At 68.6% G+C, this 26,288-nt stretch carries 32 protein-coding genes, 3 pseudogenes and 1 riboswitch; of the genes and pseudogenes, 10 read left to right on the top strand and 25 right to left on the bottom strand.

Features of this window, described 5'->3' with window-relative positions; genetic code table 11:
- Nucleotides 1-183 precede the first annotated feature (183 nt).
- From ADK54_RS29970 to ADK54_RS29990, 6 genes are all read right to left on the bottom strand, one after another.
- On the bottom strand, nt 184-561 hold the full coding sequence (locus ADK54_RS29970; RefSeq protein ID WP_053728879.1) for a hypothetical protein: 378 nt from the start codon (nt 559-561) through the stop codon (nt 184-186).
- A gap of 434 nt (nt 562-995) precedes the next feature.
- Nucleotides 996-1,118, bottom strand: a complete 123-nt coding sequence (locus tag ADK54_RS48375; RefSeq protein WP_267887051.1) for a hypothetical protein — start codon at nt 1,116-1,118, stop codon at nt 996-998.
- Nucleotides 1,119-1,171: 53 nt separating this feature from the next.
- Nucleotides 1,172-1,639, bottom strand: coding sequence for a winged helix-turn-helix domain-containing protein (locus tag ADK54_RS29975; protein ID WP_053728880.1), 468 nt, complete (start codon nt 1,637-1,639; stop codon nt 1,172-1,174).
- Nucleotides 1,640-1,816: 177 nt separating this feature from the next.
- Nucleotides 1,817-2,077, bottom strand: coding sequence for a hypothetical protein (locus ADK54_RS45175; RefSeq protein ID WP_053728881.1), 261 nt, complete (start codon nt 2,075-2,077; stop codon nt 1,817-1,819).
- Between the two features lie 7 nt (nt 2,078-2,084).
- A complete protein-coding gene (locus ADK54_RS29985) occupies nt 2,085-2,423 on the bottom strand; it encodes a hypothetical protein (RefSeq protein ID WP_234392254.1) in 339 nt (112 codons plus the stop codon).
- 85 nt (nt 2,424-2,508) lie between these two features.
- Entirely contained in the window at nt 2,509-4,152 is a 1,644-nt protein-coding gene (locus ADK54_RS29990; RefSeq protein WP_053728882.1) for an NRAMP family divalent metal transporter, read from the bottom strand.
- A 295-nt stretch (nt 4,153-4,447) separates the two neighbouring features.
- Nucleotides 4,448-4,621: riboswitch (M-box (ykoK) riboswitch) on the bottom strand.
- Nucleotides 4,622-4,822: 201 nt separating this feature from the next.
- On the opposite strand from ADK54_RS29990, the gene ADK54_RS29995 reads away from it, so the two are divergent.
- Nucleotides 4,823-5,494 (top strand): mechanosensitive ion channel domain-containing protein, encoded by a 672-nt coding sequence (locus tag ADK54_RS29995; RefSeq protein WP_053728883.1) that lies wholly within the window; start codon nt 4,823-4,825, stop codon nt 5,492-5,494.
- A 35-nt stretch (nt 5,495-5,529) separates the two neighbouring features.
- Here ADK54_RS29995 and ADK54_RS30000 read toward each other — a convergent pair whose 3' ends face one another.
- Nucleotides 5,530-5,931, bottom strand: a complete 402-nt coding sequence (locus tag ADK54_RS30000; protein WP_053728937.1) for an ArsR/SmtB family transcription factor — start codon at nt 5,929-5,931, stop codon at nt 5,530-5,532.
- 134 nt (nt 5,932-6,065) lie between these two features.
- Between ADK54_RS30000 and ADK54_RS30005 the strand changes: the two are divergent.
- Nucleotides 6,066-6,484: pseudogene (locus ADK54_RS30005) on the top strand (hypothetical protein); the annotation flags it as partial.
- A gap of 456 nt (nt 6,485-6,940) precedes the next feature.
- Here the strand turns inward: ADK54_RS30005 and ADK54_RS30010 are convergent.
- Genes ADK54_RS30010 through ADK54_RS30025 form a run of 4 tightly spaced genes read right to left on the bottom strand, consistent with a single transcriptional unit; the run spans nt 6,941 to nt 8,679 of the window.
- Nucleotides 6,941-7,684: a YcnI family protein gene (locus ADK54_RS30010; protein WP_053728885.1), complete on the bottom strand. Its 744-nt coding sequence runs from the start codon at nt 7,682-7,684 to the stop codon at nt 6,941-6,943.
- A gap of 44 nt (nt 7,685-7,728) precedes the next feature.
- Nucleotides 7,729-8,286, bottom strand: coding sequence for a hypothetical protein (locus ADK54_RS30015; protein WP_234392255.1), 558 nt, complete (start codon nt 8,284-8,286; stop codon nt 7,729-7,731).
- Nucleotides 8,283-8,465, bottom strand: a complete 183-nt coding sequence (locus tag ADK54_RS30020) for a heavy-metal-associated domain-containing protein (RefSeq protein WP_053728887.1) — start codon at nt 8,463-8,465, stop codon at nt 8,283-8,285. The genes ADK54_RS30015 and ADK54_RS30020 overlap by 4 nt, the downstream gene beginning before the upstream one ends.
- Nucleotides 8,449-8,679 (bottom strand): hypothetical protein, encoded by a 231-nt coding sequence (locus ADK54_RS30025; RefSeq protein WP_159047936.1) that lies wholly within the window; start codon nt 8,677-8,679, stop codon nt 8,449-8,451. Before ADK54_RS30025 ends, ADK54_RS30020 begins: the two co-directional genes overlap by 17 nt.
- A gap of 166 nt (nt 8,680-8,845) precedes the next feature.
- On the opposite strand from ADK54_RS30025, the gene ADK54_RS30030 reads away from it, so the two are divergent.
- Nucleotides 8,846-10,036, top strand: a complete 1,191-nt coding sequence (locus tag ADK54_RS30030; RefSeq protein ID WP_053728889.1) for a DUF418 domain-containing protein — start codon at nt 8,846-8,848, stop codon at nt 10,034-10,036.
- Nucleotides 10,037-10,889: 853 nt separating this feature from the next.
- Here the strand turns inward: ADK54_RS30030 and ADK54_RS30035 are convergent.
- The gene (locus ADK54_RS30035; protein WP_199827060.1) at nt 10,890-11,807 is read right to left on the bottom strand and encodes a LysR family transcriptional regulator; all 918 of its coding nucleotides are present in this window, start codon (nt 11,805-11,807) and stop codon (nt 10,890-10,892) included.
- Nucleotides 11,808-11,903: 96 nt separating this feature from the next.
- Here ADK54_RS30035 and ADK54_RS30040 point away from each other — a divergent pair, with 96 nt between their 5' ends.
- Nucleotides 11,904-12,200: a hypothetical protein gene (locus tag ADK54_RS30040; RefSeq protein ID WP_053728890.1), complete on the top strand. Its 297-nt coding sequence runs from the start codon at nt 11,904-11,906 to the stop codon at nt 12,198-12,200.
- A gap of 620 nt (nt 12,201-12,820) precedes the next feature.
- A complete protein-coding gene (locus ADK54_RS30045) occupies nt 12,821-13,375 on the top strand; it encodes a hypothetical protein (protein ID WP_053728891.1) in 555 nt (184 codons plus the stop codon).
- A gap of 158 nt (nt 13,376-13,533) precedes the next feature.
- Here ADK54_RS30045 and ADK54_RS30050 read toward each other — a convergent pair whose 3' ends face one another.
- Nucleotides 13,534-14,775: an MFS transporter gene (locus tag ADK54_RS30050; protein WP_053728892.1), complete on the bottom strand. Its 1,242-nt coding sequence runs from the start codon at nt 14,773-14,775 to the stop codon at nt 13,534-13,536.
- Nucleotides 14,776-15,358: 583 nt separating this feature from the next.
- Here ADK54_RS30050 and ADK54_RS30055 point away from each other — a divergent pair.
- Nucleotides 15,359-15,619, top strand: coding sequence for a hypothetical protein (locus tag ADK54_RS30055; RefSeq protein ID WP_053728893.1), 261 nt, complete (start codon nt 15,359-15,361; stop codon nt 15,617-15,619).
- A 299-nt stretch (nt 15,620-15,918) separates the two neighbouring features.
- Here the strand turns inward: ADK54_RS30055 and ADK54_RS30060 are convergent, their stop codons facing one another.
- A complete protein-coding gene (locus tag ADK54_RS30060) occupies nt 15,919-16,170 on the bottom strand; it encodes a hypothetical protein (RefSeq protein ID WP_053728894.1) in 252 nt (83 codons plus the stop codon).
- A gap of 582 nt (nt 16,171-16,752) precedes the next feature.
- Between ADK54_RS30060 and ADK54_RS30070 the strand changes: the two genes are divergently transcribed.
- The gene (locus ADK54_RS30070) at nt 16,753-17,223 is read left to right on the top strand and encodes a cupin domain-containing protein (protein WP_053728896.1); all 471 of its coding nucleotides are present in this window, start codon (nt 16,753-16,755) and stop codon (nt 17,221-17,223) included.
- 370 nt (nt 17,224-17,593) lie between these two features.
- On the opposite strand, the gene ADK54_RS30075 is transcribed toward ADK54_RS30070, so the two are convergent.
- The gene (locus tag ADK54_RS30075; RefSeq protein ID WP_053728897.1) at nt 17,594-17,854 is read right to left on the bottom strand and encodes a DUF6332 family protein; all 261 of its coding nucleotides are present in this window, start codon (nt 17,852-17,854) and stop codon (nt 17,594-17,596) included.
- A gap of 229 nt (nt 17,855-18,083) precedes the next feature.
- Between ADK54_RS30075 and ADK54_RS47785 the strand changes: the two are divergent.
- Nucleotides 18,084-18,137 (top strand): annotated as a pseudogene (locus ADK54_RS47785) (hypothetical protein); the annotation flags it as partial.
- Between the two features lie 97 nt (nt 18,138-18,234).
- Nucleotides 18,235-18,387, top strand: coding sequence for a hypothetical protein (locus ADK54_RS47790; protein ID WP_234392262.1), 153 nt, complete (start codon nt 18,235-18,237; stop codon nt 18,385-18,387).
- Nucleotides 18,388-18,418: 31 nt separating this feature from the next.
- On the opposite strand, the gene ADK54_RS46325 is transcribed toward ADK54_RS47790, so the two are convergent.
- The 10 genes and pseudogenes from ADK54_RS46325 to ADK54_RS30120 form a co-directional block, all read right to left on the bottom strand.
- Nucleotides 18,419-18,583: a hypothetical protein gene (locus ADK54_RS46325; RefSeq protein WP_159047937.1), complete on the bottom strand. Its 165-nt coding sequence runs from the start codon at nt 18,581-18,583 to the stop codon at nt 18,419-18,421.
- Between the two features lie 76 nt (nt 18,584-18,659).
- A pseudogene (locus tag ADK54_RS30080) lies at nt 18,660-18,845 on the bottom strand (IS110 family transposase); the annotation flags it as partial.
- 366 nt (nt 18,846-19,211) lie between these two features.
- The gene (locus ADK54_RS30085) at nt 19,212-19,505 is read right to left on the bottom strand and encodes a Dabb family protein (protein WP_053728899.1); all 294 of its coding nucleotides are present in this window, start codon (nt 19,503-19,505) and stop codon (nt 19,212-19,214) included.
- Entirely contained in the window at nt 19,502-19,819 is a 318-nt protein-coding gene (locus tag ADK54_RS30090) for a chorismate mutase (protein ID WP_053728900.1), read from the bottom strand. The genes ADK54_RS30085 and ADK54_RS30090 overlap by 4 nt, the downstream gene beginning before the upstream one ends.
- A gap of 10 nt (nt 19,820-19,829) precedes the next feature.
- Nucleotides 19,830-20,984: an aminotransferase class I/II-fold pyridoxal phosphate-dependent enzyme gene (locus tag ADK54_RS30095; RefSeq protein ID WP_053728901.1), complete on the bottom strand. Its 1,155-nt coding sequence runs from the start codon at nt 20,982-20,984 to the stop codon at nt 19,830-19,832.
- The gene (locus tag ADK54_RS30100; protein ID WP_234392256.1) at nt 20,977-22,266 is read right to left on the bottom strand and encodes an MFS transporter; all 1,290 of its coding nucleotides are present in this window, start codon (nt 22,264-22,266) and stop codon (nt 20,977-20,979) included. Before ADK54_RS30100 ends, ADK54_RS30095 begins: the two co-directional genes overlap by 8 nt.
- 42 nt (nt 22,267-22,308) lie before the next feature.
- Nucleotides 22,309-23,058: an SDR family NAD(P)-dependent oxidoreductase gene (locus ADK54_RS30105; protein ID WP_107090652.1), complete on the bottom strand. Its 750-nt coding sequence runs from the start codon at nt 23,056-23,058 to the stop codon at nt 22,309-22,311.
- Between the two features lie 14 nt (nt 23,059-23,072).
- Complete coding sequence (locus ADK54_RS30110; protein WP_053728904.1) at nt 23,073-23,846, bottom strand: SDR family oxidoreductase; 774 nt, start codon at nt 23,844-23,846, stop codon at nt 23,073-23,075.
- Nucleotides 23,843-24,556, bottom strand: a complete 714-nt coding sequence (locus ADK54_RS30115) for a cupin domain-containing protein (protein ID WP_053728905.1) — start codon at nt 24,554-24,556, stop codon at nt 23,843-23,845. Before ADK54_RS30115 ends, ADK54_RS30110 begins: the two co-directional genes overlap by 4 nt.
- Nucleotides 24,537-25,169, bottom strand: a complete 633-nt coding sequence (locus tag ADK54_RS30120) for a hypothetical protein (RefSeq protein ID WP_053728906.1) — start codon at nt 25,167-25,169, stop codon at nt 24,537-24,539. The genes ADK54_RS30115 and ADK54_RS30120 overlap by 20 nt, the downstream gene beginning before the upstream one ends.
- Before the next feature lie 451 nt (nt 25,170-25,620).
- Between ADK54_RS30120 and ADK54_RS48905 the strand changes: the two genes are divergently transcribed.
- On the top strand, nt 25,621-26,031 hold the full coding sequence (locus ADK54_RS48905) for a transposase (protein ID WP_420717424.1): 411 nt from the start codon (nt 25,621-25,623) through the stop codon (nt 26,029-26,031).
- Nucleotides 26,032-26,288: the final 257 nt, after the last annotated feature.

The following is a 26,288-nucleotide window of genomic DNA, read 5'->3' on the forward strand; positions in this document are numbered from 1 at the left end:
CGTGCTCCGTGCCGGCCTGGCCGCCCGCGCGGACACCCTGCGGCAGGCCGCGCTCACCGCGTGGAGGGCAGGCATCCCACCGCAGCACGATGGCCGAGGACTCGCGGCTGCCCTCGCCCACGTGCCTGTGTGGCCGCCGTCGCCGGGATTCGGCAGGCGCCCATGCCCCTCCGCGGCCTGGCATCAGTCGCGGTCTTGGTGTGCGTGGGCCGCGTCGACCAGGAGGGCTGCGACGTTGTGCGGCAGGCCGAGGCGTCCGACGATCCAGGCGGTGTCGTGGCCGTGGAGTGCCAGGACCCACGCCGTGTAGAGACGGTTGAGGTCCGGGGCATCGGGGCCCAGCAGCAAGGGGCGAACAGCCTCCATCGGGAAGCCGTCCAGGGTCCGGGCGGTGAACCAGGACGCGTCAACCGACTCCGGCGACACGGAGGGGCTGTGGCGGGCAACGATCCTCCGGTGCCGGTGTGCCAGGACGGCCGTCATGACGAGAACGGCGACGGATGCGCCGAGCAGAAACCCCGTAATCCCGGGGCGCAGTCCCGGTGAGGCGAGACGCAGCATGCGGCGTAGCGCGCACCCACTTGCTCCGTCAGCTCTCCCACCGAGAGTTCCCGATGATCCAGTGCCTGGAGCAGTCGTAACCGGATGGAGCCGGCCAGCGCCTTCAACACGGCTACCGCCGAACCCACTTCGGCGTCCTTCAGCGGCACGGCCGCCGCGAGGGCCGGGAGGATGATGTCGGGCTCCGTGGCAGTGTGTATGGAAGGGCCTCCTTGTCGACTGGGGCTTGCGCATCCGGGCGTTGGGTTCACGGTGCTGGCGCCAGTGCAGGTCGCGCACGCCGGGTTCCCGGGACAGCTGATCCACCAGCGGTCCAGGGGTGCGGTTCCCGGGCCGTCCAGGGCGATCGCAAGTCTCAGATGCGCGGTGGCCGTGTCGTGGCGGCTGATGTTCAAGCCAAGCAGATGTGCACTGGGCGCAGTGAGGGCCAGCGCTCACAGTGCCCGTACTTTGATCTCCGCACGCCGGTCGTAGTCGCTGTGGACGTTGGAAAGGGACGACGCCGAAGGGGCGGGCCGCCCCGCCCTCCTCGCCCGTACGCGGCGCAGGAATCGCACGTGGCACCTCCTTGAGACATACCCTTCGCCGGGCGTCGGCTAGGGGGGACGGGTCAGTGTTCGGTCGTGGGTGGCGCCGCGGCGGGTGACGGGTCGAGGGCGTAACCGACCTGCCGTACGGTGCGGATCAGAGTCCGGTGACCGGGGCCGAGTTTGCGGCGCAGGCGGGCGATGTGGGCATCGACGGTGCGCATGTCGCCCATGGGACGCTGCTGCCAGACGAGTTCCATCAGTTGCTGGCGGGTGTAGACGCGGTCCGGGTGCGCGGCGAGATGGGCGATCAGCTCGAACTCCATGCAGGTGAGCTGCAGTTGGCACCCTTCGGCGGAGACGCGGCGGGTTCCGCAGTCGACGACCAGGCCGCCCACACGGTGCACCGGGGCCTTGGGAAGTTCTGCGGCTTCGGGCCGGGAGGCCGACTGCGGTACGGGCGGCCGGGCCCCACGTGACCACCGCGCCCCCGTGGGTGCGGTCAGCAGATCGCGGTGAACTCGGTGGACCAATCGGTAGTTCAAGGGCATGTCCCCTCCTGTCGGGTCAGCACAGGGGCATAGTGCGCGCTGCGGGCATCGGGCCCCAGGGAAGTGAAGCCGCCCCCAGCGGATCGGTGCGGGCAGCTTGAAGCGGGCAGCCCCGTGCCGGGCGAAGGGCTCCGGGGCGCTCATGGGCGTTGCCGCCTGCCGGACCGGGAGCCGGGGCTAGTGCCAGGTGGCTTCGAGGTGACGTCGGCCGTCGGGGCCGGTGGCGGGGTGCCAGTGGGCGTGCGGGGCTGAGCCGCTCCGGGCACGCCCCGTAGTGGTTCGCACTGCCGCCGGGCCGGGAGCCGCGCGGATGACGGTGCTGTCCAGCGGGCTGTCGGCGAGGCGCCGCAGAATGCTGGTGAGCCGTGCGCGTACGGCACCGTGCTTGCGGGGTGTGGCGTGGCGGACGGGGAAGTGGATGGCGGTCAGGACGGACATGGGCGACTCACCTCCGTGCGGGGCGCAGGGCGCGGGCGGAAGGGGACGGGGTGGCGGTGGCGGCTCGGCTGATGCGTTGGGCGGCCGTCAGCGGCAGATCGGTGAACTGGGCCACCCAACGCGCTTCGCGGCCCTGACGGGCGAGCAGGTAGGCGAGGTGGACGCGGGGGTGGTAGGCGGCGTGCCGGGCGTGCGGGCCGGTGCAGTCGGCCGGGTCGTTCAGGAGATAGGTGCGCGGGGTGCCGTCGAACAGCGTCAGGGGCAGCGACGGACAGGCGCATCCTGGAGGGGCGACACGCCGGACGGCCGACGAGGTCAGTCTCGTGACGTACTGGAGAAAGCGCATGGAATCCTCCCTTGTCGAAGGGGAGTTGGGGGCGGTCTGGCGCTCCGGCCCGCGGGGCGGCGTTGGTCGCCGCCCCGCGCGGGGCTTACTGGCCGAGGGCGACCTGGACGATTTTGATGACGACCAGGATCATCGCGATCAGCAGGTAGGTGCGCAGGGCGCCCATGCCGATCTTGCGGGTGGTGGACATGGTCGGCCTGGTGAGTGTCTCCAGGGGTGGCATCCGCCAACCGTCGCGGCCGGTGCGGTCGATGGGGTCTTCCTTGGTGCCGGTGCGCCGCCGGGTGAAGGAGTACCCGGCCGCCAGGACTCCGGCCACCCCACAGGCGGCCATGATGTCGAGGATCGCGTTCGCGGTGATGTCGGGGAACAGGACGGAGGCGGTCAGGATGACGGAGAGGGTGACCAGGACGCCGACGACCGCTGCGGTGAAGGCGTTGGTCTTGGGACCGTTGACCCAGGGGCCAAGGACGGCCTTGTCGTTGCAGAGCAGCAGCAGGAAGACGGACGCGGAGGGCAGCAGGACTCCGGCCAGGGTCTGCACGCCCTGGGTGAGCAGGCCGAGCGGGGAGCCGGGGATCAGTACGATCGTGGCGGCCACGGCCACCAGGCCGGCGTAGATGGCGTAGAAGCCCTTGGCGCCCTTGACCCCGCGGTGCAGGGAGTGCTTCATGCCGAACACGTCACCGATGGCGTAGGCGGTGGAGAGCGAGACCGCGAACGCTCCGATGATCGAGGCATCCAGCAGGGCCACGGCGAAGAGCACGCCGGCAACCTTGCCGGCGTGGGCCTCGATGCCGGCCGCGACACCGGCGGTGTCGTCGAAGTTGCCGAAGCCGTTGGTCCCGGCGAACGCAGCGGCGGCCATGCCCATGACCGCGGCGGCGCCGATGATGACGATGGCTATGCCGATCCACAGGTCGGCCTTCTCGTACTTCATGAAGCGCGGGGTGATCCGCTTGTCGATGACGTACGACTGCTGGAAGAACAGCTGCCACGGCGCCACCGTCGTGCCCACGATGCCGATGATCAACAGCATCACCGTCGCCAACTCCCCTGATCCGCCCGGCATGTTGGGCACCACGAAGTCGTGTGCCATCTGTGAAGAGGCCGGGTGAATGATGAAGTACAGCGGAACCAGCAGCAGCGAACCCGCGCACAGGAAGATCGCGATGCGCTCGAACCGGCGGAAGGACCCGGTGAACGCCGAGGCGATGATGACCGCGGCGGCCAGGATCACCGACGTCGCCTTGGGCAGCCCCAGATACCCCGCGGCCAACGTGATACCGATGAACTCGGTAACGAGGGTCAGCGCGTTGAGCAGGAACAGGTCAATGACACTGAACGCGCCCCAGAACTTCCCGAACCGCTCCAGGATCAGGCGGGCGTGCCCGACGCCGGTGACCGCACCCAGGCGCAGCACCATCTCCTGGTTCACATAGAGCACCGGAATCAGCAGGAGCAGGGTCCACAGCAGGCTGGTGCCGTAGTTCTGCCCGGCCTGGCCGTAGGTGGCGAAGGCGCCGGCGTCGTTGTCGCCGACCATCACGATCAGGCCCGGGCCGACTATCGCAAGGAGCGTCTTGAGCTTGGCGGACAGTCCCCGGCGCTCGCCGTGGTCGTCCAGTTTGATGGTGCCGAGCGCGCCGCGGATGTCGCCGACGTGGGCGTCGTCCAGTACGGCAGTGCGGGGCTCCGGAATGACGGGCCTGGTGGGTGCGGTGGTCATGGTGAGCCTCCCAATTCCCCTGGCAGGGGGAGAACATGGGGGCACGCGGCAGTCACGTACGGCACACCGAAGCAGCCCGGCCGCCCGGGACGGCCAGAGGCCGTACGGGTGCGGGTGAAAAGAAGTGTGCGCAGGGAGTGTCGTTATCGCGTGCCGAGGACGGGCGAGGTCGATCGGATGCGGGGCCGACTGTGGCCCGGACTACTGCAACTACAGTCCACGTCTCTCGCCTCCTTCCGGCCGGAGCACACGCGGGTGCTGGACGACGCGGCAAGGAGCGGACCGGGCCCATCCCGGTTCACCCCAACTCGTCAGAGCTTTGGCACTGCACGGCGTAATCCCCCTACCGGGGAAGCCACTTGGAGTCACCCCTTAAGTCGGGGAGACCTGTCCTGACCCTGGGCGTCTCTCGACGTCGTGGGGTCAGTGGCCTGTGTCCGTACAGACGCCTCACCGAACGAGGTGCCCTCTTCAAACCTCCAGAAGCATAACCCCCTTCTTGCGCGATCACGCAACTACTTGGTGAACTCTTGACACGGGCGACCGTCTATGAGCATCCCCGCTCGGAGTCATTGCCACCTGCGCCCGCCAAGTGGACACTGCCGCCCGACTGCCACCCCGGGCACGGTTACTCTGCTCCGCGAACATCCGCACCACAGGGGGCTCATCGGTGAACCACGACCACAAGACCGCAGGCAGCACCGCCGTTGGGCATCACGTGCACTGGCGCGGGGTGATCCGGACCAGGCGCGCTGTCATCACAACGTCGCTCGCCCTCGGCGGGCTCGTCGTGTCGCTCACCTTCGGCGGCCTGCTCGGGAACCCGGACAGCCACCAGTCCGTGACGTCCCGGGTCGTCGCCGGCATCAGCGCCGGCGTCTTCCTGGTGGGGGCGCTGATCGCGGTGCGCGGGGCCACGGACGACCTGGTGAAACTGCTGACCGGCCGGATCAGCGACAACCGGTCCGCCGCGTTGCGAGTGATATGCCTCCTGTCCGGCTATGCCCTGGTGATCCTGGGCGCGCTGAGCCTGGTCCGGGTGCCGTGGGAGAAGCTGCTGGTCGGCGGTGCGCTGACCGGAGTGATTCTGGGCATCGCCGCCCAGCCGGTCCTGGGCAATATCTTCGCGGGCCTGGTCCTCCTGGTCGCGCACCCGTTCACGATCGGCGAGCGGATCAGCGTCCAGTCGGGTCCGCTGGGCGGCCGCATCGAGGGCGAAGTGACCGACATGACCCTGCTGTTCGTCCAACTCCACACCGACGACGGCAAGATGCTCCTGCCCAACAACGCGGTACTTGGCTCGGCCATCGGCCCGCCCGCCCATGAGACGCCCACGGCCTGAAGGCCGACGTTCGCGACGCGCCGTGCTGAGCGGCGTCAGCGCACGGAGGCGGTCGGAGTCCGGTCGGCCCGAGCGGCGGTGGCGGGGGTGTCGCGCAGGCCGAGGCGCAGGTGCTCCACGTGGAAGAGCGCCTGGTCAAGCAGTTCGGCCACATGGTTGTCGTACAGCGCGTAGATCACCGAACGGCCGTGCCGCTCGCCGGTGACCAGACCGAGGTTGCGCAGCAGGCGCAGCTGGTGGGAGCAGGCCGACTGCTCCATTCCGACGGCGCCGGCGAGCTCGGTCGCGGCGCAGGGGCCCTCTTGGAGGCGGGCCAGGATCCGCAGCCGGGACGGGGTGGCGAGGGCCTGGAGGGTGGCGGCGACATCGGCGGCGCCCACTGCTTCGAGGCGGTCGCGTGCAGTGGCGGCGTTCTTGTCGTCAGCTCCGTGGCCCATGCCCTCCATCCTACGGACATGAAATCATGAATGAGTGTTCACGTGTTCCTGCATGGTGAAGAGCTAGCCCAGGCGCGCTCCTGCGCCCGTACGCCGTGGCGCCCACTGAGCCCCCATGAAGGACCGCCCCCGTCATGACCTCCACACTCACTTCGTCGCCGGTCCAGGCGGCACCCGCCCTCGAAACCGCCGCGCCCCGGCGCCGCACCCGGGCCTTCGCACTGCCGGAGGCCCGCTGGGCAGCCGCGGCCACAGCCTCGCCACCTCCGGTGCCCTGGAGGCTCTGGCCACCGCACGGACCGCCGACTCGGTGCGCTGCCTGCTCGACCTGGCGCCCGCCACCGCCACCCGGCTCGATGCCGACCGGGGCGAACAGCCCGTCGCGGTCCAGGAGTTGGCGGTCGGTGACACGATTCTCGTACGCCCCGGGGAGCGCGTCGGCGCCGACGGCCGGGTCCTGGAGGGGGCCAGCGACGTCGACCAGGCGACCATCACCGGTGAACCGCTCCCCGTGGCAAAGGAGTTGGGCGATGAGGTGTTCGCCGGCACCCTGCCCCTGCCGCTCGGCGTCCTCGGCCACGAAGGCTCCACCGTCATCGTCGGCCTCAACGGCCTGCGCCTGCTGCGCGACGCCGCCTGGCAGCAGGCCGTCGCCGAGGGCACCAGGGCGATGCCGAGGGCGACGACCGCCGATGGGAGTCCGGCCACCGCGCCCAGCCAGTCGGCGAGTGGCAGGTGAGTCATGCGGCCGACCTGCTCGCCCGATGCCGGGGAACTTCCCCATCTGCGGAGGGTGGTCGCCGTCGGGACCGGGAGGCCCGTCCGCTGACGCCAGCTCACCATTCTCCCCCAAGTCGCGCGGTGTCGGCGGCACTCCGGCACCGCGCGCCCTTCGAGGAGTCGGCCCGTCGGGGGCGCGGGTTCCGGGCCGCCCGGGTGGCGCGGGTCACAGGAGCGCGGTGGTCCGCCCCGTAACCGGTTCACCGGGACGGGGCGGACCACCGTCGGGTCAGACCTGTGGCGACCGGTGTCCGCGACGGATCGCGATCACGGCGGCGGCCAGACCCAGCACGCCGACGACCAGTCCCGCGATGCCCAGACCACGGGCCGTGCCGTCACTGGACGACGCGGTGGCGGCCTTGGGGGCGGCGGGCGAGACGCTCGGGGACGCGGGGGCCGCCCCGCTGTCCCCGGTCACCGCCTTGGTGAGGCTCAGGACCGGCGCCGGGTTCGCCGGTTCGGGCTGGCCCTGCTTGGCCTCGTCGATCCAGCGGACCGTCTTGCCGTCGGAGTAGGTCTGCAGGGTCTTGAACGACAGCTGGTCGGTGTCGTCGGGCAGTTGGCCGAAGGCGACGTTGAAGTCCTGGTACTGGCCGGGATCGATCTTGCCGCCGGTCCAGGTGATCTCCGAGGCGGCCTCGGTGATGGTGCCGTCGTCGGTCTTGACGGGGGTCTTGAGCTTGGCGGTCGCCACCTGGGCGGTCCAGCCCGGCGTCTGAGTGACGAGGACGCCCAGCACGGGGTGGTCGGTGGGCACGAAGACCTGGACCTTCGTGGTGCTCGCGTTGTCCTCCTCGTTGGGGACGCGGAAGGTCAGGACGCCGTCCGTGGCGCCCTTCGCGTAACTGCCGGGGTGGACGGTGACGTGCGCGAAGGCCACTCCGGCGGCGGCCAGGACTCCGGCCGAGGCGAGCGCTGCCGTGAGCGCGGTCCGGCGCAGGGCACGCCGGAGGGAAGTGCGTATGGGGATCATGAGCGGAGCTCCGAAGGGGAGAAGTCGGGTTGGGGTCAGCGTGGTTACGTCCGCGCCGCCGGCGGCCCCCGACCAGACACGGCGTACCGGAGCAGCACCTGCCTCAGCGCCTGCGGAGCCGCCGCCCGTCGTACAGGTCCACGGCGCGCGGGATCCGGAAGCGCATCCGTCCCGGCCCGCCACCAGGCCGCGAGGCCGGGTACGAACGCCACGGCCCTGCGCAGCAGGGACCAGACGGCGGCTTCCCCACGCCGCAGCCACCAGGACGCCACCAGCGCCGCCGCGGTATGGGCCGCGAACGCATGGGGCGTCACCGCGTGGGCGTGCGTCATCCGCATGCCGTGCATGGCCATGGCGGTACGGGGCCGGGCGGCCTCGTACGCGAAGTGCAGGCCCGCCTGCCCGGCAAGTGTCGCGCCCCCGATCCCCGCCAGTGAACGCTCCCGGCCCCCGAGCAGGAAGCCGAAGGCGAAGATCCCGAAGAATCCGGCGCCGTCCGCCCACAGCGGTGGCAGTTCCCCCATCGCCAGGCCATGACCCCCGACGGCGAGCAGCACGCACATCGCGGCGAACACCGCCGCGCGCACGCCTCGTACCGTCATGGAGACACCCATAGTGGCCGCATCCTCCCACGCAGCACCGGCGACCAGGCCCACAAGTCGGCGTCCGCCTCCACGACGCCGTAACCGGCCTCCGCGTCGTCGGCATCGGCCCCTTCCACGGCGTCGACCACGACCGTACGGGTCGCCAGGTCCACAGTGACCTCACGGACGCCCGCCACCGCGGAGACCTTGTCCGATAGGCCGGTACAGGGCGCGGCGGTCGCCGCTCAGCGCGTAGTAGCGGGCCGCGAGGCCTTGTTCGAGGGGTTCGCCGATCTGCCCGCAGAACAGCGCCACACGGACGCCGGGCTCATTGTCGACCAGGCAGGCAGGGGCGACTTCGAGCATCAACTCACCCATGGCGTACGCGGCCGCCATAAGGCTGTCGACCACCCGCCGCCCCTCCCTCCGTTCCCTCACAGTTTCCTGAGAACATCCGGTGCCGCACCTTTCGTGAAGAGGGGTAGCGCATGCTCGGGTCATGCGCCAATACACGCCTCACACACAGCCCCCGCTCCCGGTTCCATTACCCCTCGACGCACCGTCCGGCGGGCCGACGGTGCGCCTCATCGGTGTCGACTTGGCCCGCGGCCTCGCCGTCTTCGGCATGTACGCAGCTCACGTCGGGCCGGATCCATCCGCCGGCGGCCCGGTCGGGCCCCTGATGGAACTGGGACACGGCCGCGCCTCCGCGCTCTTCGCCGTCCTGGCAGGCTTCTCGCTGATCCTCATCACCGGGCGCCGCGCCACCAAGACCGGCGAAGCAGGCCGCCGGGCAGTAGCGCGGGTCGTCGTCCGCGCCCTGATACTCCTCGCCCTGGGCAGTGCCCTCACCGCGACCGGGACGCCAGTCGAAGTGATACTCGCCTACTACGCCGTGTACTTCCTGCTGGCCTTGCCGCTGCGCAAGCTGTCGGCCGGCCGCCTGGCCCTGATAGCTGCCGGGGGTGCGCTCGCTCTGCCACAGGCGCTGTATGCGATGTGCAGCTGGATCAACGACGGGCAGTGGGCCTCCACCGTCATCTCCTACGACCCCCTGGCCCGGATCAGGGGCACGAACGGGGTGGTCGATCTCCTCTTCACGGGCAGCTACCCAGTGCTGACTTGGATGCCCTACGTCATCGCGGGCATGGCCGTCGCCCGCATCGACCTGGAGTCGGCGCGGGTGCGCCGCTGGCTGGCAGCGGGCGGGGCGGCACTCGCCGTACTGGGGTACGGCGGATCGTGGCTGGCCCTGCACCTGCTCCCGCACGCCCGCGCCGTCATCGCCGCCACGGGCAACGGGAACGGCTCCGCGTCGGCGGCATGGTGGTCGGACACCGTCGGCAACCCCGACTCACCGACCGCCGCCTGGCTCGTGGTCGGCGCCCCGCACAGTGAGACCACGTTCTCGATCGTGGGCAACACCGGAGTCGCGCTAGTCGTCCTCGCCCTGTCCGTCACCCTCACCGACCGCTTTCCCCGGGCACGCTGGGCGGCTCGTCCCGTCATCGCCGTCGGCACCATGTCCCTGACCGCCTACGTCCTCAACATCGCCGGTATAGCGGCCCTGAACATCAAGAACGTTCCGGGCTCTTCTCTGCTCGTCCTCCTCGGCTTCCTGTCAGCCATATCCCTCTTCGCCACGGTATGGCTCCGCCTCTTCTCCCGCGGGCCTCTTGAGCACCTTCTCCACCACGCCTCCTCCGGAACGGCCAGCCTCGCGGTACGCGGTCTTCGTCCTGCACCGCGTACCGCCCAACCGGGATAGCGCGGCGGCGCGGCATGGATTCCCCGCGCCACAGTTGTCCGAGGGCGAAGGGAAGACCGGCGGTGCCTACCGACGGCCGGATGCGCGGGGCCCACTCGTTCCGCCACCGGCCGGGAGTCTCCCGCACCCCGCCGCCGACCGAGTCGAACGCACGAGTGGGCGCGGTGCTCAGCCATGACGGAATCGGTGATCACATCTGTAGATGCCAGAGGGAGGCCCAGCGCCCAGCGGGCGCTGCGGATCCGGCTCCGTCGCGGTGCCGTACAAACCGCCGCCAGCCCTCCGGACATTGCCGAAGGACTACAGAAATGGGGTTCCTTTGCCGGGCTTTTCAAAAGCCGAGGGTGCTTCCGGAGCAACCTTTACGTGCCTCAAATGAGACGCAGCCTGATTCGGACCCTCCCCGCGGGGGATCGACGTATCCGTGTGCGACTTGACGGTGCGTCATGACTTCACAGCGTTGCCACGATGTTTCGCCGTTCGAGCCCCACATCCATCGACCGAGGACATGGGGACGCCCCGGCCCCTGGGGAGGCACGGCTCGTGACAGAGATCAGATCCGCCCCCGCCGCACAGGCTCATCCATACGACGTGCCCCCAGCGCAATCGCTGGCCGAGTTCTTCGAGCGATCGTGCGACCGCTCACCGGACTCCATCGCCGTGGTGTGCGGAGCGGAGCAGCTGACGTACGCAGAACTCGACTTGCGCGCCGACCAGTTGGTGCACCTGCTGTGCGAGCGGGGCGGCGGGCTGGCCTGGGAGAATACGCGAGCCGCTCACCGACCGGCACGTCAGCCCAGACTCTCCGTCGAGGGCGGTGACCACGAGGGCGTACGCGAGCCGGTGCCGATGTTCAGGCGCGGGTATCCAGCAGGTCAGCGAGGTGGTGCGGGAGAAGACGGGCGCTGTCGCGGGCGAGGGTGAGGAACTCGCTGACGAGGGGGTGCGGAGCAGGTCGGGCGAAGACGGCCAGCGCCCGGCGTTGGCGCGGCGTGAGACGCAGGACGGTGCCGGGAAAGTCCGGGGTGAGGATGTTGGCAGGCACCAAGGCGACGCCCAGGCCTGCGGCCACCAGTCGGGGAATCGCGGCGGTCTGGCGGGAGCGGATCGCGGCGCTGGGGGTGAAACCGGCCTGGGAGCATAGGTGTTGGACAGTCGCGGCCAGGCCGTGTGCGGAGTCGTACAGGACCCAGCGGCGCGCGGCCAGCTCGGTCAGGCGCACTGTCCGGCGACTGTGCAGGGCGTCGCCGGGCGGCACGATCGCGACGACCTCCTCCTCCCCCAGCGGGTGGTGCGGCCCGGACCAGTCTTCCGGCAGGGGGCCGATTGCGACGTCGGCGGTGGCGTCGGTCATGGAGGCGGCAAAGTCGTCGAGGTCCGCGTACTCGTGCAGAACGACATCGACAAGCCCGTGGTGCTGATGCCAGGAGGCCAGCACGGAAGGAAGCACCCCCAGCGTCACCGACAGCACGGACGCGAGGTGCAGCTCGCCGTGGGTCATCCCGGCCACAGCACGGGCGGCGCCGGTGGCCCGTTGGGCACCGGACAGCGCGTGGCGGGCACCCGGCAGGAAAGCACGACCGGCCGGGGTGAGGTGGACACCGCGCGGGGTGCGCTCAAGGAGCAGCGTGCCCACGCTGCGCTCCAGGGCCTTGAGCTGCTGGGAGAGGGTGGGCTGACTGACACGCAGGTGCGCGGCTGCCTCGGTGACGGAGCCGTGGTCGACAACGGCGAGGAGGTATTCGAGCTGCCTGAGCGTGGTCATCGACATAGGCAAACTCTATGGGTTGATGTGAAATTTCGTCTTTGAACTATACCGGCGACGTTTCTAACGTGGAGGGCGACTTGGACGAAAGGACTCTCCTCCATGACCACCCCCACCCCCACCCCCACACGCGACGAACGGGGCGCAGCTCAGCCTCGGCCCGCGCTTCCGCCCCTGAACGGCCTGGCCACCCTCGCCCTCGCCTACGGCATCATCGCCATCACGGCCGGCATTCTCCCCGCCGTCCGACAGTTCACCGGCAGCCTCGCCGTCCCCGCCATCGCCCTCGCCGCCACGGGACTGGCCAACGCCCGCCGCCTCAACGGCGTCGGCACGAAACAGGCCGCACTCGGCCTCGCCACCGGCCTCACCGCACTGGCCATCAACCTTGCCACATAGTCGAATTGGGCACTCCCTGTAGCTGAGAGCAGACGCCAGACCACGGCCTCCTGCGGCGCCACAGGCACAGACTCGATCGACGGATCCTCCGCACTCGACGGCCGACTCTTCGCCATACCAGCCATCACACGCCGCACCCCAGAACGCACGCGCAGGAACAGGCAACTCCACGACAGGAAACGGCGCTTGCGCTAGGCGCTTCACGACAGTCAACCGATCACCACGTATTGATCCGAAACGGTAGGTGTTCCGGGGTGACCACGAGATCATGGTCGGCCAATAGCACACCGGCGACGAGCACGGCCCAACCCACTACCAGTACGCCACGATCTCCGACTGACTCCGTGACCGGGAGTGTCCGCGGTATCGGTGCGGGTATGAACCAATAGCTTTGCGGGTCGGGGCCCTGCTGCCCCGTGTCGCGGACGGGGCGCGGCCCACGTATGCGGTAGCACCGACCGAAGGGCGTGCTGTCCGCGCGAGTGCCGTGACGGCCCGTCCGAACAGACACCTGCCGAAACCCGGGCGCACGTCCTGGCGCCTGGTCACCGATCCTGCCCGGTCGCCGCGCGGACCACGTGCGCAGTGGCTGCCGGGCTCGATCTATCCGGAGTGATGCGATGGAACTCGACCGCCTGCTTCCCGTCTACGACCTTCGCTCCCGGTTCGCCCGGCGGATCACGGCGGACCCGGCGACCGTGTGGCGGGCACTGACCGAGGTCACCGCCGGGGAACTGCCCGTCTACCGGACGCTGATGCGGCTGCGCCTGGGTGGCCGGGGCAGGGTCCAGGGGCCGTTCGTCGACGGTTTCCCCACCCCCACCCTGGTCACCGTGGACGGCGAGGAACTGGTCAAGGGCATGGTCGCCCGGTTCTGGAAGACCCGCCCCCAGCCCGCCCCGGTCACCCCGGGGGACGTCGCGGCGTTCATCGCATTCGACGAGCCGGGCTGGGCCAAAGCCGCCCTGAACCTGCGCGTCGTCCCGGACACCGGCGGCTCGCTCCTGTCGTTCGAGACCCGGGTGCACTCCACCGATGCCCATGCCCGACGCGCCTTCCCGGCCTACTGGCTGCTCATCCAGCTGGGCGGGGCGGCATACTCAGGATCGAGGTACTGCGCGCCGTGGCCCGCCGCGCCGAACACGCCACCGCCTCAAGCCACCCATAAACGGTGAGTGTCCGCGGACTCCCCGACCCACACACGGGCCACGTGCGCGGCCATCACCCGTTCCGCGAGCACCACGACGGAACGGCGGGCATCGCCGATCGCCTCCCGGATACCAGCAGTCATCACACGAGCCACCGTCTCGTCCAGTGGCAGCAAGTAACAAGCTCAGCCGGCCGGGATCGGGTCCTGGCCCGCGCAGGGTTGGATGGGTTCGCGTACCAGGCAGGTGGCCGCGAGGGAGAGGGTGGCGGCGGCGGTCGCGGCCCAGGGGACGAGGCGGACGTGTCCGGCGTCGGCCAGAGCTTCGGCCAGGAGGGGAAAGGCACCACCGAAGAGGGCGATGGAGAGGGTCAGGGGCAGGCCCATGGCCACCACGCGGATGCGTACGGGGAAGAGGCGGGCGAAGAAGACGTTGGCGGTGGCGAGGGGGCCGGCCAGGCAGGCCAGGACGAGGGTCGCCGCGATCCACGCGGGAAGGCGCCGTGCGCTGACCGCCGCGTAGGCGGGGACCGTGGCCAGCGCGGTGAGCAGCAGGCCGGCGCGGAAGACCGGCCGGGCGCCGACGCGGTCCGCCAGTGCTCCTGTGGCGGCCATCAGGGCGAGGAGCAACAGCAGCGGTGCGACCATTGCCGCGGTGCCCCGTGCGTCGGCCGTTCCCGCGGTGTGCCGTACGTATTGCGGCAGGTAGGTGATGGTGAGGTAGTAGCCGGAGGTGAGGCCGGCCGTCATGAAGAAGACGGCTGTGGCGTTGCGCCTGACCAGGCGCCGGGAACGGGAGCCCCGTGCGTCACTGTCGTGGCGGTCGGAGCGGGCGCAGGCCAGGAATTCCGGGGATTCCGCGGCCCAGCGGCGAATCAGCACGGCGGCGAGACCGAGCAGTCCGCCCAGGGCGAATCCGGCCCGCCAGCCGCCGTCGCGCAGCTGCTGCGGCCCGAAGTGGGCGAGCAGAGCCGCCAGCACCAGGTAGCACAGCACCGTCCCGAGAATCACGCCACCGTAGGAGACGCCGCTGTAGAGCATCCGTCGTTCCGGCGGAGCCGTCTCGGTCACGTACGCGGCCACGGTGGAATTCTCGGCGCCCACGGCCAGGCCCTGGACGATGCGTACCAGCACCAGGAGCACCACAGAGCCCGGGCCGAAGCGGTCGGCAGTGGGCAGGGCCGCAAGGGCGAAGCAGCCGGCCGCCAGCACCGTCATGGACAGCAGCATGGCAGCCCGCCGGCCCCGGCGGTCACCGAACCGTCCGAGCACAACACTGCCCAGCGGCCTCGCCAGGAAGCCCACGGCGAATCCGGTGTAGAAAACCAGTGTCCCCGCCGCGCCGGGCCCGACCAGCTGGCCGGAGAAGTACGGGACCAGCAGCGCGTAGAGCGTCCAGTCGAACGTCTCGACCGCGCTGCCCGCCATGGCCGCCCACAGGCTGCGGCTCCCCGCCCTCCGCCTGCCCCCGCCGCCGCCCTGCCTCCCGATTCCCACCTGCTCCCCCACCATGCTCCGTATCTCCCCTCTCTCCATGTGCTTCGCCCGCGTCACCCCTGCCCTCCTTCGGTATCGGCGAACGACCCGTCAACCTGGAGGCCCGGAGCCAAGTGCGCGCAAGCACACGGCCCTTGCGCGGTGGCGTTCGGGCGTGTCCGGCGAGCCGCGCGACGTGGATCGGGCAGCCGCATAAGGGACTCACGGAGGCGGAGGCAAAGACGGCCCGGCTGAAGGCTGCCGAAGTCGTAATCGGTCAGCGCTGACAGCGAAATCACCGAGCCCGTACCCGTCGGCCAGATCAAGGCCAGCCTCCGGCGCCATGGTGGTCTCGGCAAGAACGAGAACCGGGCGGAGCAGCGGGCGAAACAGCTCACCGACATCGACCCGACTGGAACTGCCCCTGGCCACCGGACTGGCACCCACGACCGCGTCCTCGCCCAACTCGCCGACACCGAGACCGGCGGCTTCCCACCCCTGATCGAACCCGGCGTGCTCTTCGAAAGGCGTACGGATGCACCTGCTCACTCCGCTCACGACGATCGAAGAGGACCGGAACCCTGCGGTCTTGAGGTGGACGGTGGATTGGCAACGCCACTATGTCGGCCTGAAGGCTCTGTTGGACGACAGGGCCACAGCTCGCGCAGTTCGTGCCCGGGTGACGTACCGCGGTGATGACACCGGGCGCCGGCCCGCCCGCCAGCAAAGCGACCTTGGTCGGCTGAATGCGGAGCAGCAGAAACAGCTCGCCGAACTCGGCATCGACTGGGCGTAGGCCGCGGTGACCGCGGCCGTGGCCGGTCGTCCCGTCCAAGCGGGTCCGCGGGCAGGACGGATGAGGTGGGAGCACCGGCAGGCCCCCGGGCAGGACACAGAACGCGGAGCCAGGGGCGGCGCCTTGGACAGGACACACCCCGCTTGGAAAGCCGGTTTCTCCACGGCTATCGCGTGGAGGAAAGGTGCCGGCGGTCCGATCGCCCTTCCCTCCTTCTCGTAGAGAAAAGCCCCGCCGGACCGGTGACGGCGCCGTGGCGGCGTACGTACCGGCCGACGACTGGTCCCGGATTTCCGGGTTCACCGCTGGCTGACCCACGCCTGCACGAGCTGCGCCACCCCGAAGACGACCACCAGCGAGAGCGGCACCGGCCACCAGCGACGCTTCGCACCACTCAACTCCTGCTGGTTGTACACGTCGAGGGTGGCCAAACCACGCAGCGCCCAGGCGGCGGCGAGAACGAGCGGCACAGCCAGCGCCGCGTGTACGGCCCAGGCACCGATCAGGGTCGGCCCGCCCCAGGAATGCCGGTATTCGTGCGTGTCCAGCACTTCCCCACGGCCCTGGCCACGAGGCCGGGCCGACACCGGGCGGGAGCGGGAGTGGGGGCGGTGTGCTGCTGCGTGACGTTCATAGATCCAGGCTCACCGATCCACGGCGCCGGATCGATGGTGCCAGCACGAAACCGAAGGGTGGGGTAAACCGAACCCCCGCCGCCAGAGCAGATCAGCACTGCCGGTGTGAGTTTGGCGGCGCTGGGCGCGTTCGCGGTGCACTCCTTCGGGCAGCCGTGACGTGGTCCCGGCACACCCGCTGGATTTCGCCCCTGCAGGCGGCGACGGACGAAGCTCCCTGAGCCGACTGGGCGGTGAGCCAGCGTGGCTGGACGTTCCGCAGTGGCCCCTCTCGTCCGGCAACGGGGGAACCGATGACGTTCCTCGTCCAGTTCCGCGTGCCGGGCGAGAGCGTCACGACGTACCTCTTCATGGACCTGCGGAGCACTCGCACCTGGCTGCCCAAGGGCAGCCACAACGCCTTGATCCGCCAGCTGTCGGGCCGGATCCCCCCGTTCATCACGACAGCCCCGTCGACGTCTATGCGGTGGCCGCGGCCGTGCGCGAGGATGTGTGACCATGGTGGACACTGCTGATACTCCGGATCCCTCCGCGTCGGCCCCTTCCGAACTGGTCACCCTTCTCGGCCTGCAGCCACACGTCGAGGGCGGCTGGTTCCGCGAGACCTGGAAGACCTCGGGCGGGACGGTCCCCGACGGATACGGCGGACCGCGAGCCTTCGCGACCGGGATCTATTTCCTGCTCCACCCCGGCGAGGTCTCCCGCTGGCACCGCGTCCGCTCGGACGAACTCTGGCTCTGGCACCGGGGCGGCCCGCTGCGGATGCGGCTGAGCGGACCCGGTGACGCCCCGGACGAAGGCGGGGCGGTCGAGGTGATGGTGGGGAACGGGATCGAGCACGGGGAGCAGCCGCAGTTCCTCGTTCCGGGCGGCGTCTGGCAGAGCGCCGAACCCGCGGGTGACGAGCCGGTCCTGGTGACGTGCGTCGTCGCCCCGGGCTTCGACTTCCAGGACTTCGAGATGCCGTAGTGCCTCAGCGGAAACCTCCGCCCACGACCAGAAACCCCGCTTCCGGTCATCCCGACCACCCAACTACCCTGAAGTCACGCCTAGTTGGGCTCTGGCCCGCACGCTGCGGTTCCCAGCCCCCGGGCCGTGCCGGGTCAGTGCGACCAGTTGGAGCCGTACCGCCGACACCACGGCTCCGGCCGCCGCCCTGCGGGCTCGACGACAAGCAGGGCAACTCCCCCAGCCCCGGCCCTCTGCTGGAAGGGCACCCGCGCGAGGACCGATCGAGGGGGGAGCCTCGGTCCCTCGCGCCCCTGGTCGCCTCACCACCGCGAGGTGCAGAGCTTCAGGATGAGCTGGTGACAGCAAGCACTCCCGCTCCTTCGTCCAGCTAGTCGGTCTCCGGGGCGCGCTGCCCGAACCGCCACAGCGCCTCCACCATCCGGGCGACGAACGCCACGGCTGCTGCAGCTCCCGCTGCGGCGACGAGTCCGCTCTTCGCCGCGCCGGACACCAGGCCGTACAGCACCGGCAGCATGACCAGGAGGAACGTGGCGCCGGCATACAGCGTCGAGGAGAACAGCGCGGAGACGGTCTCGATGGTCATCGCGTCCCGTTCGGCCTGAGTCCTGCGTGTGCGTGTGTTGGTCATGGCAATCGCTCCCGCCCCGCGCGTGTCATCCCGAAAAATATTGCAGAGGCGGAGCCCATGGACCAGGTGTTCGCCTCGCCCATGGACCCCGCCCCCCGAACGTGCGGGCCGGTGTCAGTCCCGCAGCGCCAGACCTCCTCATCTACCCCGACGCCGTTCGTGGCCCGGATGTTGAGCGAAGCCGGCCGCTGCCAACCCGGTAGCTTCCGGCGCGGAACGCGCAAGCGGAGTGCAGCACTTCGAGAACAAGGGCCGCATCGAAGAACACATCACCGCGCTCGGCCTGCCCGCCACTGTGCTGCGCCCCGCCATGTTCATCGAGAACTTCGCCGGAATGGGCCCGGTCTGGCAGGGCGGCGAACTCACCCTGACCCTGGCTCTTGCCCGAAACGACCCTGCAGACGATCGAGACCGACGACATCGGCCACTTCGCGGCCGAAGCGTTCGAGCACCCCGACGACTACATGGGCCGCCAGAGCAAGGGCGGAACCTGGTTCATGACCAACCATCACACGTCAAGGCGGTGGATGTAGCGGGCGGCTTCCAGCCCGCCGACATCCGGCATCAGTACGTCCAGAAGTACGAGCGCGACGTTGCCGTGCAACAGGGCCTTGAGGGCCCGCTCGCGGCCCGCTCCGGGTGACAACCGAGCGGGGCGAGGGCGCTCGCGACGGCGAACAGGCTGTCGTCGCGGTCGTCGACCAGGAGGACCTTGGCTTCATCAGCCATGTCTCGTTCACGCTCCCCGCGTGGTATCCAGTTCGAGCCGCTCCCCCAACGGGTGCCCGACCAGGGCCCTGGGACTCGTGCCCCCGATGGCCCAGGTCATCGGCCGGCCGTCGGCCAGGTCGACAACATCACCGGTCAGTTTCAACAGCTCGGGCTCGTCGTTGGCGACCCACCTCGACAGCAGGGACTTGTCCTCGGTGTCCAGCGCGAGGCCGTGATGGTGGCTCGTGCCTCTGCCGATCCCCGCCCATATCCGGCTCATCGTGCTCCTGACGTGCGTGTTGGTGCTGTACGTACCACGGACGACTTCGCCGGCATTGCTCTACTCAGCGACTTGTTCGCACTTCCTAACCGGCGGCCGAGTCGTCGTGGGGCGCCGGGCGGCGAAGCGACAGAAGCCACAGTCGGCGGCGGCCTGACAGCCGCACCCGGCACCCTTGGGTGTCCTCACCCTGCGAGGAGGAGGACCAACCCGGGCAAAAAGGTAGAGCAGTCTGACGACCGACTGCGGAAGGTTTTCGCCTCAGAGTTCCTCCGAGGGTCACCTCACTGCCGCCCTTGATCCCTTCCGGGTCCAACAAACCACCGGTACCCCAGCGGTCATGACCAGGCGAGCCGCCGTCGTCTGTCACACCTCCACGTCGGCGATGACCCACTCGCTGATCTCCCGCCATTGGCGGATCGCCTCCTGGTGGAAGGGGTGGATCAGATACTGCTCGACGGTCGCCATGTCGTCCATGAGCCCCTCGACGAGAAAGTCGTAGGCGACATCCCGGGGGGATATGTTGCGGCCGTAGCGCCAGTCGCGGAGTTCGGGAACCTCGCTGCCCACTTTGGCCGCGGTGCGTTCCGCTGCCGCCGCACGTGGATCGTCCCAGTTGATTCCCGGCTTGAATTTGAAGAGTACGACGTGGCGTATCACAGAACGTCTCCTGTGGGTCGCGAAGAGGAATCAACCGGATCTGCGCCGCCCCGGCACAGTTTGAGGACGTTCATTGCGATCTGCGTTCCGTCCGCACCGAGCTCGTTCCGGTAGCGGGCCAGAACGTCCATTTCCCGGGAGAACACCGTGCGCGGGCCGCCGGAACTGATGCGGCTCTGCTGGATGCCGGCAGATATCCGGGCCCGTTGGGCGAGCAGGTCGATGATTCCCATGTCGAGTCGGTCAATCGCTCCTCTGGCTTCCTCCATACGGGCTTCGGGTTCGGTTGTGTCGGTCATGGTCGAGCTGTCCATCTGTGTCCTTTCAAAACTCGGCGAGCCTGGCAACTGCTTCCCGAAGCCGGTCCTCGGGTGCCAGCAGGCTCACCCGCACATATCCTTCGCCGTACTTTCCGAACCAACGCCCGGGCGCCACCGCCACCTTGGCTCGGGTGAGCAGGTCGTCCGCGAACGCGACGGAACCGCCGCCGCCGGGTATCGGCAGCCAGGCGAAGATCGACCTGGGCACCTCGACGTCCCAGCCGGCGGCCCGCACTCCGGCCACGAAGATGTCCCGTCTGCGTTCGTAGATCTTCGAGAGTTCGTGGACACATTCCTGGGGGCCACTCAAGGCTGCGGCCGCGGCCCGTTGGATGAACGGCGGGAGCGACACGTAATAGTGCTCCTGGATGAGATTGATCGCCGCGATGACGTCAGGATTTCCGACGACGGCGCCGATCCGCCATCCGGCCATGTTGAACATCTTCGAGAGCGAGATGAATTCGACGCCCACTTCTTTGGCACCGTACGCCTGCAAGAAGGAGACCGGAGCCTGTCCGTCGAACCCCAGCGCCGCGTAGGCAAAATCGGATGCCACGATCACTTTGTGCTTGGCGGCGAACCGTACCGTGTCCTCATAGAACTCCACCGGCGCCGTCACCGAGGTGGGATTGTTCGGGTAGTTCAAGAACATCAGCTTGGCCCGGTCGCACACGGCCGGGTCAAGAGCAGAATAGTCCGGCAGGAAGTTGTTCTCCCGCCGGAGGGGAACGGTGTGCATGTGCGCCCTGGCGAGTACCACGCCTGCCCAGTAGTCAGGGAAGGCCGGGTCCGGCATCAGGCATACGTCGCCCGGGTTCAGGAAGCACTGGCTGATCTCCACGAGGCCGGCCTTCGCGCCGAAGAGGATCGCGACTTCCTTCTCCGGGTCCAGCCGTACCGAGTAATTGTCCACGTACCACTGGGCGACGGCGGCTTTGAGTTCGAGGAGCCCGGAGAAAGAGGGGTACCGGTGCGTGGCGGGGTCGAGCACCTCCTCGCGCAACGCTTCGACGATGTGGGGCGGTGTGGGGAGGTCGGGATTTCCCTGGCACAGGTTGACGACGTCCTCGCCTGCCCCGATGAGTTGGTCGATTCTGCCCGTGGTCGTCGCGAACGAGCTTCGCGGCAGATCGAGGAGCCGCTGCGCGAGTTCAGTCATCAATTGCCGCCGCCTTTGCCGGGAGAGCCTGGCCGGTTTCGCCGTCGCGGGCCGGGGCCTGCGCGTCGCGTCGGCGGTGCGCCCATCCGCTCAGGGCGAAGGCGATGAGTGTGATGGCGGCGCAGACCCAGCCCACGGCGGAGAATCCGTACGCCGTGAACAGCGGGCCGAGTACGGCGGCCCCCAGGGCCACGGCGAGGTTGGTCGCGAAGCTGTAGAAGGCGAGGATGGTCCCGCGGTGCTGCTGCGAGCACTCGCTCAGGAGGGTGCTGAGCAGAGTGACGACCAGGCTCTGCATCGCACCCCACAGGAAGAGGCAGAGCACCAGGGGCACTGTCCAGTGGACGACCAGCGGGATGACCGCCAGGGCCGGAACCAGCCCGGCCAGCAAGGTGACAAGGACGCGTTCCTTGCCCAGTTCGTCGGCCCATCTGCCGGTGACGAAGCTGGTGGAGAATCCCAGGCCGTACAGAAGGATCATGATGCCTGTCATGGAGCTTCCGCTGCCGAACCGGAATTGCAGGGCGCTGCCGAGATAGGTGTACATCCCGTAGAAGCCGAGCATGTTCAAGAAGGTCGCCGCCACATAGACGGACACCTTCGGTGTACGGAAGACCCCGGCGGCGGAACGCAGCCAGCCTTGCGTCGGCGAGGCCGTGTTGGCTTCCGCCGATGCAGCGGAAGCGTCATCGGCGGCGTTCTGGCTGTTGGTGCGCAGCAGCACGCAGGTCAGGAGGACTCCGAGGATCGAAAGCAGTCCGAAGACCCACCTCCAGCTCAGCCATTGCCCGACGAACGATCCCATCGGTACGCCGAGGACCAGCGAGATCGACCAGCTCGACACGATGATGCCCATGGCCTTGGCGCGGTGCCGGTACGGAATCTGGTCACCGACGAAGGCGTACGCGGTCGGCACGAAGACGCCCGTCGCCAGGCCGGCCAGCGCCCGTCCCGCGAAGAACACGCCCGGTCCGGCGGCGGACGCGCACAGTACGGTCCCGAAGATGAACGCCGTCATCCCGATCGCCAGACCGACACGCCGCGACACCCTGTCCCCGAGCGGGGCGTAGAGCAGCGCTCCGATCGCCGTACCGATGCCGTACGTGGTGACCGACAGCGCCATCACGGCCACCGACGTGTCGAACGACTCAGCCATGTCCACGAGCAGCGGGGAGACCACCAACTCCTCCGAGCCGACCGCGAAGATCCCCGCCATCAGGGCGAGGACCGTCAGCACGGGGAACCCCCCGGTACGCTCCTCGCCGGTCAATCGGTCCGACACTCCAGCCAACCTTTCCTCGGTGCGGGTGAATGAGAAGGACGGCTAGATGGCCGTGTAACCGCCGTCGACGGTGAGTGCGGCACCTGTGATGAACGACGACTTGTCCGAAGCGAGGAACAGGATCGCGTTCGCGACGTCCTCAGGTGTTCCCAGGCGCCCGATCGGATTCAGCTTCGCCTTCTGTTCCTTGACTGCCGCGTCATGGCCGATGGACACGTCCGTCATGGGGGTGTCGATGATGCTGGGGCAGACGCAGTTCGCGCGGATGCCGTACTTGGCGTAGTCGACGGCGAGTGATTTCGTGAGCATCATGACGCCGCCCTTGGTGGCGTTGTACGCGGCGATGCCGGGCCATGCCACCAGCCCGCTCACCGAGCAGACGTTCACGATCGCTCCCGTGGACGCCTCGATCATCTCGCGCAACGCGTACTTCGAGCACAGGAACATGCTCTTCAGGTTGGTGTCGACCAGCGTGTCCCACTCGTGCACCGGCATCTCGTGCAAGGGCGTGGAGATCTCCATGCCGGCGTTGTTGACCAGGACGTCGACCCTGCCGAATGTCTCGGCGGCTGTGGTGATGAGGTTCTTGCAGTCCGGTTCGCTGGTGAGGTCGGTCCTGACGAACAGCGCGTCGTGTCCGTCGTTCTTCAGGTCGGCGACGACGTCGGTGCCTCGCCTCTCGTCGATGTCCGCGACGACGACCCTCGCGTCCTGCCGGGCGAATTCGATCGCGGTCTGCCTACCGATGCCGGATGCGGCGCCGGTGACCACGGCCACGGTGTCCTTGAACACGAGCCCATCTCCTTTCACACGCATGTCAGTTGCCCGCCGTCCACCGAGATCTGCTGGCCGGTGAGGTACGACGACTCGTCGGACGCCAGGAATCCGATGACCGCGGCAACCTCGTCGGCGCCCCCCGGCCTGTCCATGGGAATCGCCCGTCTCATCCGGTCCTCGGCCTCTTGCCGCGAGAGTCCGCGGGTCCGGCTCACCTGGTCCACCGCACGGTCATAGCGCTGCGTCCGGATGGTCCCGGGGTGCACGCAGTTCACCGTCACGTTGTCCTTGGCGTACCGGGTTGCCAGGTACTTGCTGGCATTCGAGACGGCCGCGTTGACCAGGCCGGAGAGGAACATGCCGGAGGCGGGTTCCTTGCCGATGTTGCCGACGATGTTGACGATCCGGCCGAATTGTTGGCGAACCATCACTGGTGCAACGGACTTGATCAGGTCCAGGTATGGCACCAGTTTCTGGTCCATCGCGGATGTCACGTCGCCGGCATCCACGCTGTCGAAGGATCCCGGTGCCGGGCCGGGCATGTTGTTGACCAGCACGTCGATCCGGCCGAATCTGCGCTCGACGTCGCCGACCAGTTCGGTGCGGAAGGCTCGCGACGTGATGTCGCCCGGAAGGACGTGTACGCGAGTGTCCTGCCCGCCGCCGGATTCCTGCGCGACTTTCTCCAACGCGCTCTTGCTGCGCGCACACAGAACCGTCGTGTAGCCCTTGGAATGCAGATGCAATGCGGTTGCGCGCCCGATGCCCTGGCTGGAGCCCAGAACTACCGCCACCCGCGTCACGGGGATTCCTGCTCACTGTCCTGGTCGTCCCCCGGCTTGGGGACCCGGTGATACCGAGGCGGAATGAAGATGTTCAAGGAGCGCGCCATTCTGGTATGGGGATTCGCCGCGCTGTGCCCTTCCTGGCTCGCGCAGAAATATGTACCCCCGAACCGCAACTCGTGGCTCGTCTCCTCGACGGTCATGTCGTACCGCCCTTCCAGGCATATCCCGATCTGCTCGTGGGAGTGCTTGTGGTAGGGCATCTCTCCGCCGCCGGGGATATCGGCGATCATCAGCTCGATCCAGTCGGCCAGAAAGAACGTGACGTCCATCTTGACGAACTTGCGGGATTCGAGCGGTTCGAGGAAGTATCCGCTCGGGGCGGGGCAGTTCTCTCCCGCCTTGTCGCGCCTGATCTCAAGTACGACGGTTTCACTCGACGATGTGTTGACGGCCGAAAGCTCGACGCCGGGCGGAACGACATAGACGTCATGCTCGGGCTTCATCAGCTTCGTCACTCCCCCGACCGTCGCGGAGAGTTCACCATGGAAGACCATCCCTACCTGCGCCTCCGCTCGGGACTGGGCCGCTACCACGGCACCCGGCGGGAGGTAAGAGACCCGCACTTCCGTGTCGTCACGCCGATACGAATCGAAGCGGATCCCATTGTCGTGGAGCACCGCGTCGGGAGCCGGGAAGTAGAGCCGTTCATGCGCCTGCGTGGTCATTGCGGTCCTTCCTGCGGGAAAACACGGTCCAGGTCATGGGAATCCGTGAGAACTTGTAGACGAACTTGAGGTTGTGCTGCTTGACCGCCTGCTCGTTCGTGATGGCGATGCTGTATCGCCCGTCGGCGACGTGACCGGCCGCCTGGCTCGTGGAGTTCGCGGTGACCAGGTTCACGGGGCGGTCGAAGTGGTGCCTCAGCAGCGGGATCGGTGCCGGGTGCGATACGACGGTGTCGGTGTAGAGCAGTTCTTCGTGAAAGGCGAAGTCGGATCTCGTGGCCAGGCCGTACTCGGGTGTGCTGCCACGGAATACGAGAGCGGGCTCCAGGTCCGGGTTCATGTAGAAGGCGTTGATCTGAGGATAGGCGTGAGCCACCAGGACAAGATCGACACGATCCGCAGTGAGGGAGTCCACGCACTGTTCATAGGTGTCTTCCAGCATGATCCGAAAGCCTCCGCGCTCACCGAGGGCGCGGGACATCAATTGGGCGATGTACTCGCTGCTGGTCCCTTCGGGCCCCAGCGTTCCAAGCTTTGTGGAGTGGGTGGAGTCGGCCGGGACGAGCGCATTGAACGCTCGTCTTTCGATGTCGGGGATCTGGAGTATCTCCACGCCTGGTCAACTCCTCTTGAACTGGGCACGCAATGACGGCTGTTCGCACACAAATAAGGAGATCAGCGCTACTCCCTCGATCAGGGCGCCGGGCCCGCCTGGCCAGGCAATTGCCTGTCTTTCAGCGGCAGTTGACCTCTTGTTCAAGCCGCACGTCACTATAGGCATCTTGATCTTGAGGCAGTCAAGGGACTTGATAACCGGAAAGTCTTATGCCGTCCAGTTTGCGAAAACCGGAAACGAGACCTTAACCATGTTTCGCCGAGAAGTCCCGACGTGAGCAACTGGGCCTGCGAGGGGGCCCGTTGAGTCAGGCGAGTCGCCGCGGATTGCGCTTTCCGCCTTCCCGGCCGCCTTCGCGAGCGTCGTTCTCTTCGTATACAAGCCAGGGCGGCGAAGAGTCCGGGACGCGACCCGTCGAACTCGCCGACATGATCACCAGAGGTCGGGCATCGGCGCCCTGCTGGGCGCCGAGTTCCTGGCCGCCGTGGGCAGCGAGACGGCGCCCTTCGCCGCCCCGGACCGGCCGGCTGCCTTCGCCGCCCCGGCCCCCGCCCCGCCCGACTCCGGAACGCTCCACGGAAACCTGCACCAGCCACAGCAGTATCACCGCGGCGTTCAACGCGTCTTCTGCACCTCCGCACTGATCAGCACCCGCAGCGAGCCCAACTCGCGCCGTTTCCACGACAGAAAGCGAGCCGAGGGACCATGGCGTAGCGGACGGCGCCGATGCCGGTGGCGACGTAGTTCTGGGTGGCCAGGCGCAGCCCGCCGGCGCGGGTCTGCGGGTCCGGTGCCGGAGCGGGTGCTCGACCAGGTCCCTCGCACTGACCCACGGCACCCGGCGCGAAGAGCCCGCTGAAGATGTCGGTCGAGTCGAGTGGCCTGTTGTCGTTCGTCTCGACCAGGATCGGCCGGGCCGAACCTCCGTCGGTGATCAGCCCCCCTCGTAGTCGCCGAGGAAGTGTCCCCAGCCGGCCTACGGCGCCTGGAGCCAGTCGAAGACGTGGCTGATCCGCCACTCGCCCGGATACCCCTCGCCGCCGCGCGGAACGTCACGAGCCAGGCCGACGTGGGCAGCGTGGTTGGTGTCGCCGGGGTAAGGCAGCGCAGGTCGTA

Source organism: Streptomyces sp. WM6378, from assembly GCF_001279695.1.
Taxonomy (GTDB): domain Bacteria; phylum Actinomycetota; class Actinomycetes; order Streptomycetales; family Streptomycetaceae; genus Streptomyces.

Coding starts and splice junctions, on each gene's coding strand:
- ADK54_RS29970 (WP_053728879.1), bottom strand. CDS start 561: ATGCTGCGTCTCGCCTCACCGGGACTGCGCCCCGGGATTACGGGGTTT.
- ADK54_RS29975 (WP_053728880.1), bottom strand. CDS start 1,639: ATGCCCTTGAACTACCGATTGGTCCACCGAGTTCACCGCGATCTGCTG.
- ADK54_RS45175 (WP_053728881.1), bottom strand. CDS start 2,077: ATGTCCGTCCTGACCGCCATCCACTTCCCCGTCCGCCACGCCACACCC.
- ADK54_RS29985 (WP_234392254.1), bottom strand. CDS start 2,423: ATGCGCTTTCTCCAGTACGTCACGAGACTGACCTCGTCGGCCGTCCGG.
- ADK54_RS29990 (WP_053728882.1), bottom strand. CDS start 4,152: ATGACCACCGCACCCACCAGGCCCGTCATTCCGGAGCCCCGCACTGCC.
- ADK54_RS30000 (WP_053728937.1), bottom strand. CDS start 5,931: ATGGGCCACGGAGCTGACGACAAGAACGCCGCCACTGCACGCGACCGC.
- ADK54_RS30010 (WP_053728885.1), bottom strand. CDS start 7,684: ATGATCCCCATACGCACTTCCCTCCGGCGTGCCCTGCGCCGGACCGCG.
- ADK54_RS30015 (WP_234392255.1), bottom strand. CDS start 8,286: ATGACGGTACGAGGCGTGCGCGCGGCGGTGTTCGCCGCGATGTGCGTG.
- ADK54_RS30035 (WP_199827060.1), bottom strand. CDS start 11,807: ATGTCGATGACCACGCTCAGGCAGCTCGAATACCTCCTCGCCGTTGTC.
- ADK54_RS30040 (WP_053728890.1), top strand. CDS start 11,904: ATGACCACCCCCACCCCCACCCCCACACGCGACGAACGGGGCGCAGCT.
- ADK54_RS30045 (WP_053728891.1), top strand. CDS start 12,821: ATGGAACTCGACCGCCTGCTTCCCGTCTACGACCTTCGCTCCCGGTTC.
- ADK54_RS30050 (WP_053728892.1), bottom strand. CDS start 14,775: ATGGCGGGCAGCGCGGTCGAGACGTTCGACTGGACGCTCTACGCGCTG.
- ADK54_RS30055 (WP_053728893.1), top strand. CDS start 15,359: ATGCACCTGCTCACTCCGCTCACGACGATCGAAGAGGACCGGAACCCT.
- ADK54_RS30070 (WP_053728896.1), top strand. CDS start 16,753: ATGGTGGACACTGCTGATACTCCGGATCCCTCCGCGTCGGCCCCTTCC.
- ADK54_RS30075 (WP_053728897.1), bottom strand. CDS start 17,854: ATGACCAACACACGCACACGCAGGACTCAGGCCGAACGGGACGCGATG.
- ADK54_RS46325 (WP_159047937.1), bottom strand. CDS start 18,583: ATGGCTGATGAAGCCAAGGTCCTCCTGGTCGACGACCGCGACGACAGC.
- ADK54_RS30090 (WP_053728900.1), bottom strand. CDS start 19,819: ATGGACAGCTCGACCATGACCGACACAACCGAACCCGAAGCCCGTATG.
- ADK54_RS30095 (WP_053728901.1), bottom strand. CDS start 20,984: ATGACTGAACTCGCGCAGCGGCTCCTCGATCTGCCGCGAAGCTCGTTC.
- ADK54_RS30115 (WP_053728905.1), bottom strand. CDS start 24,556: ATGACCACGCAGGCGCATGAACGGCTCTACTTCCCGGCTCCCGACGCG.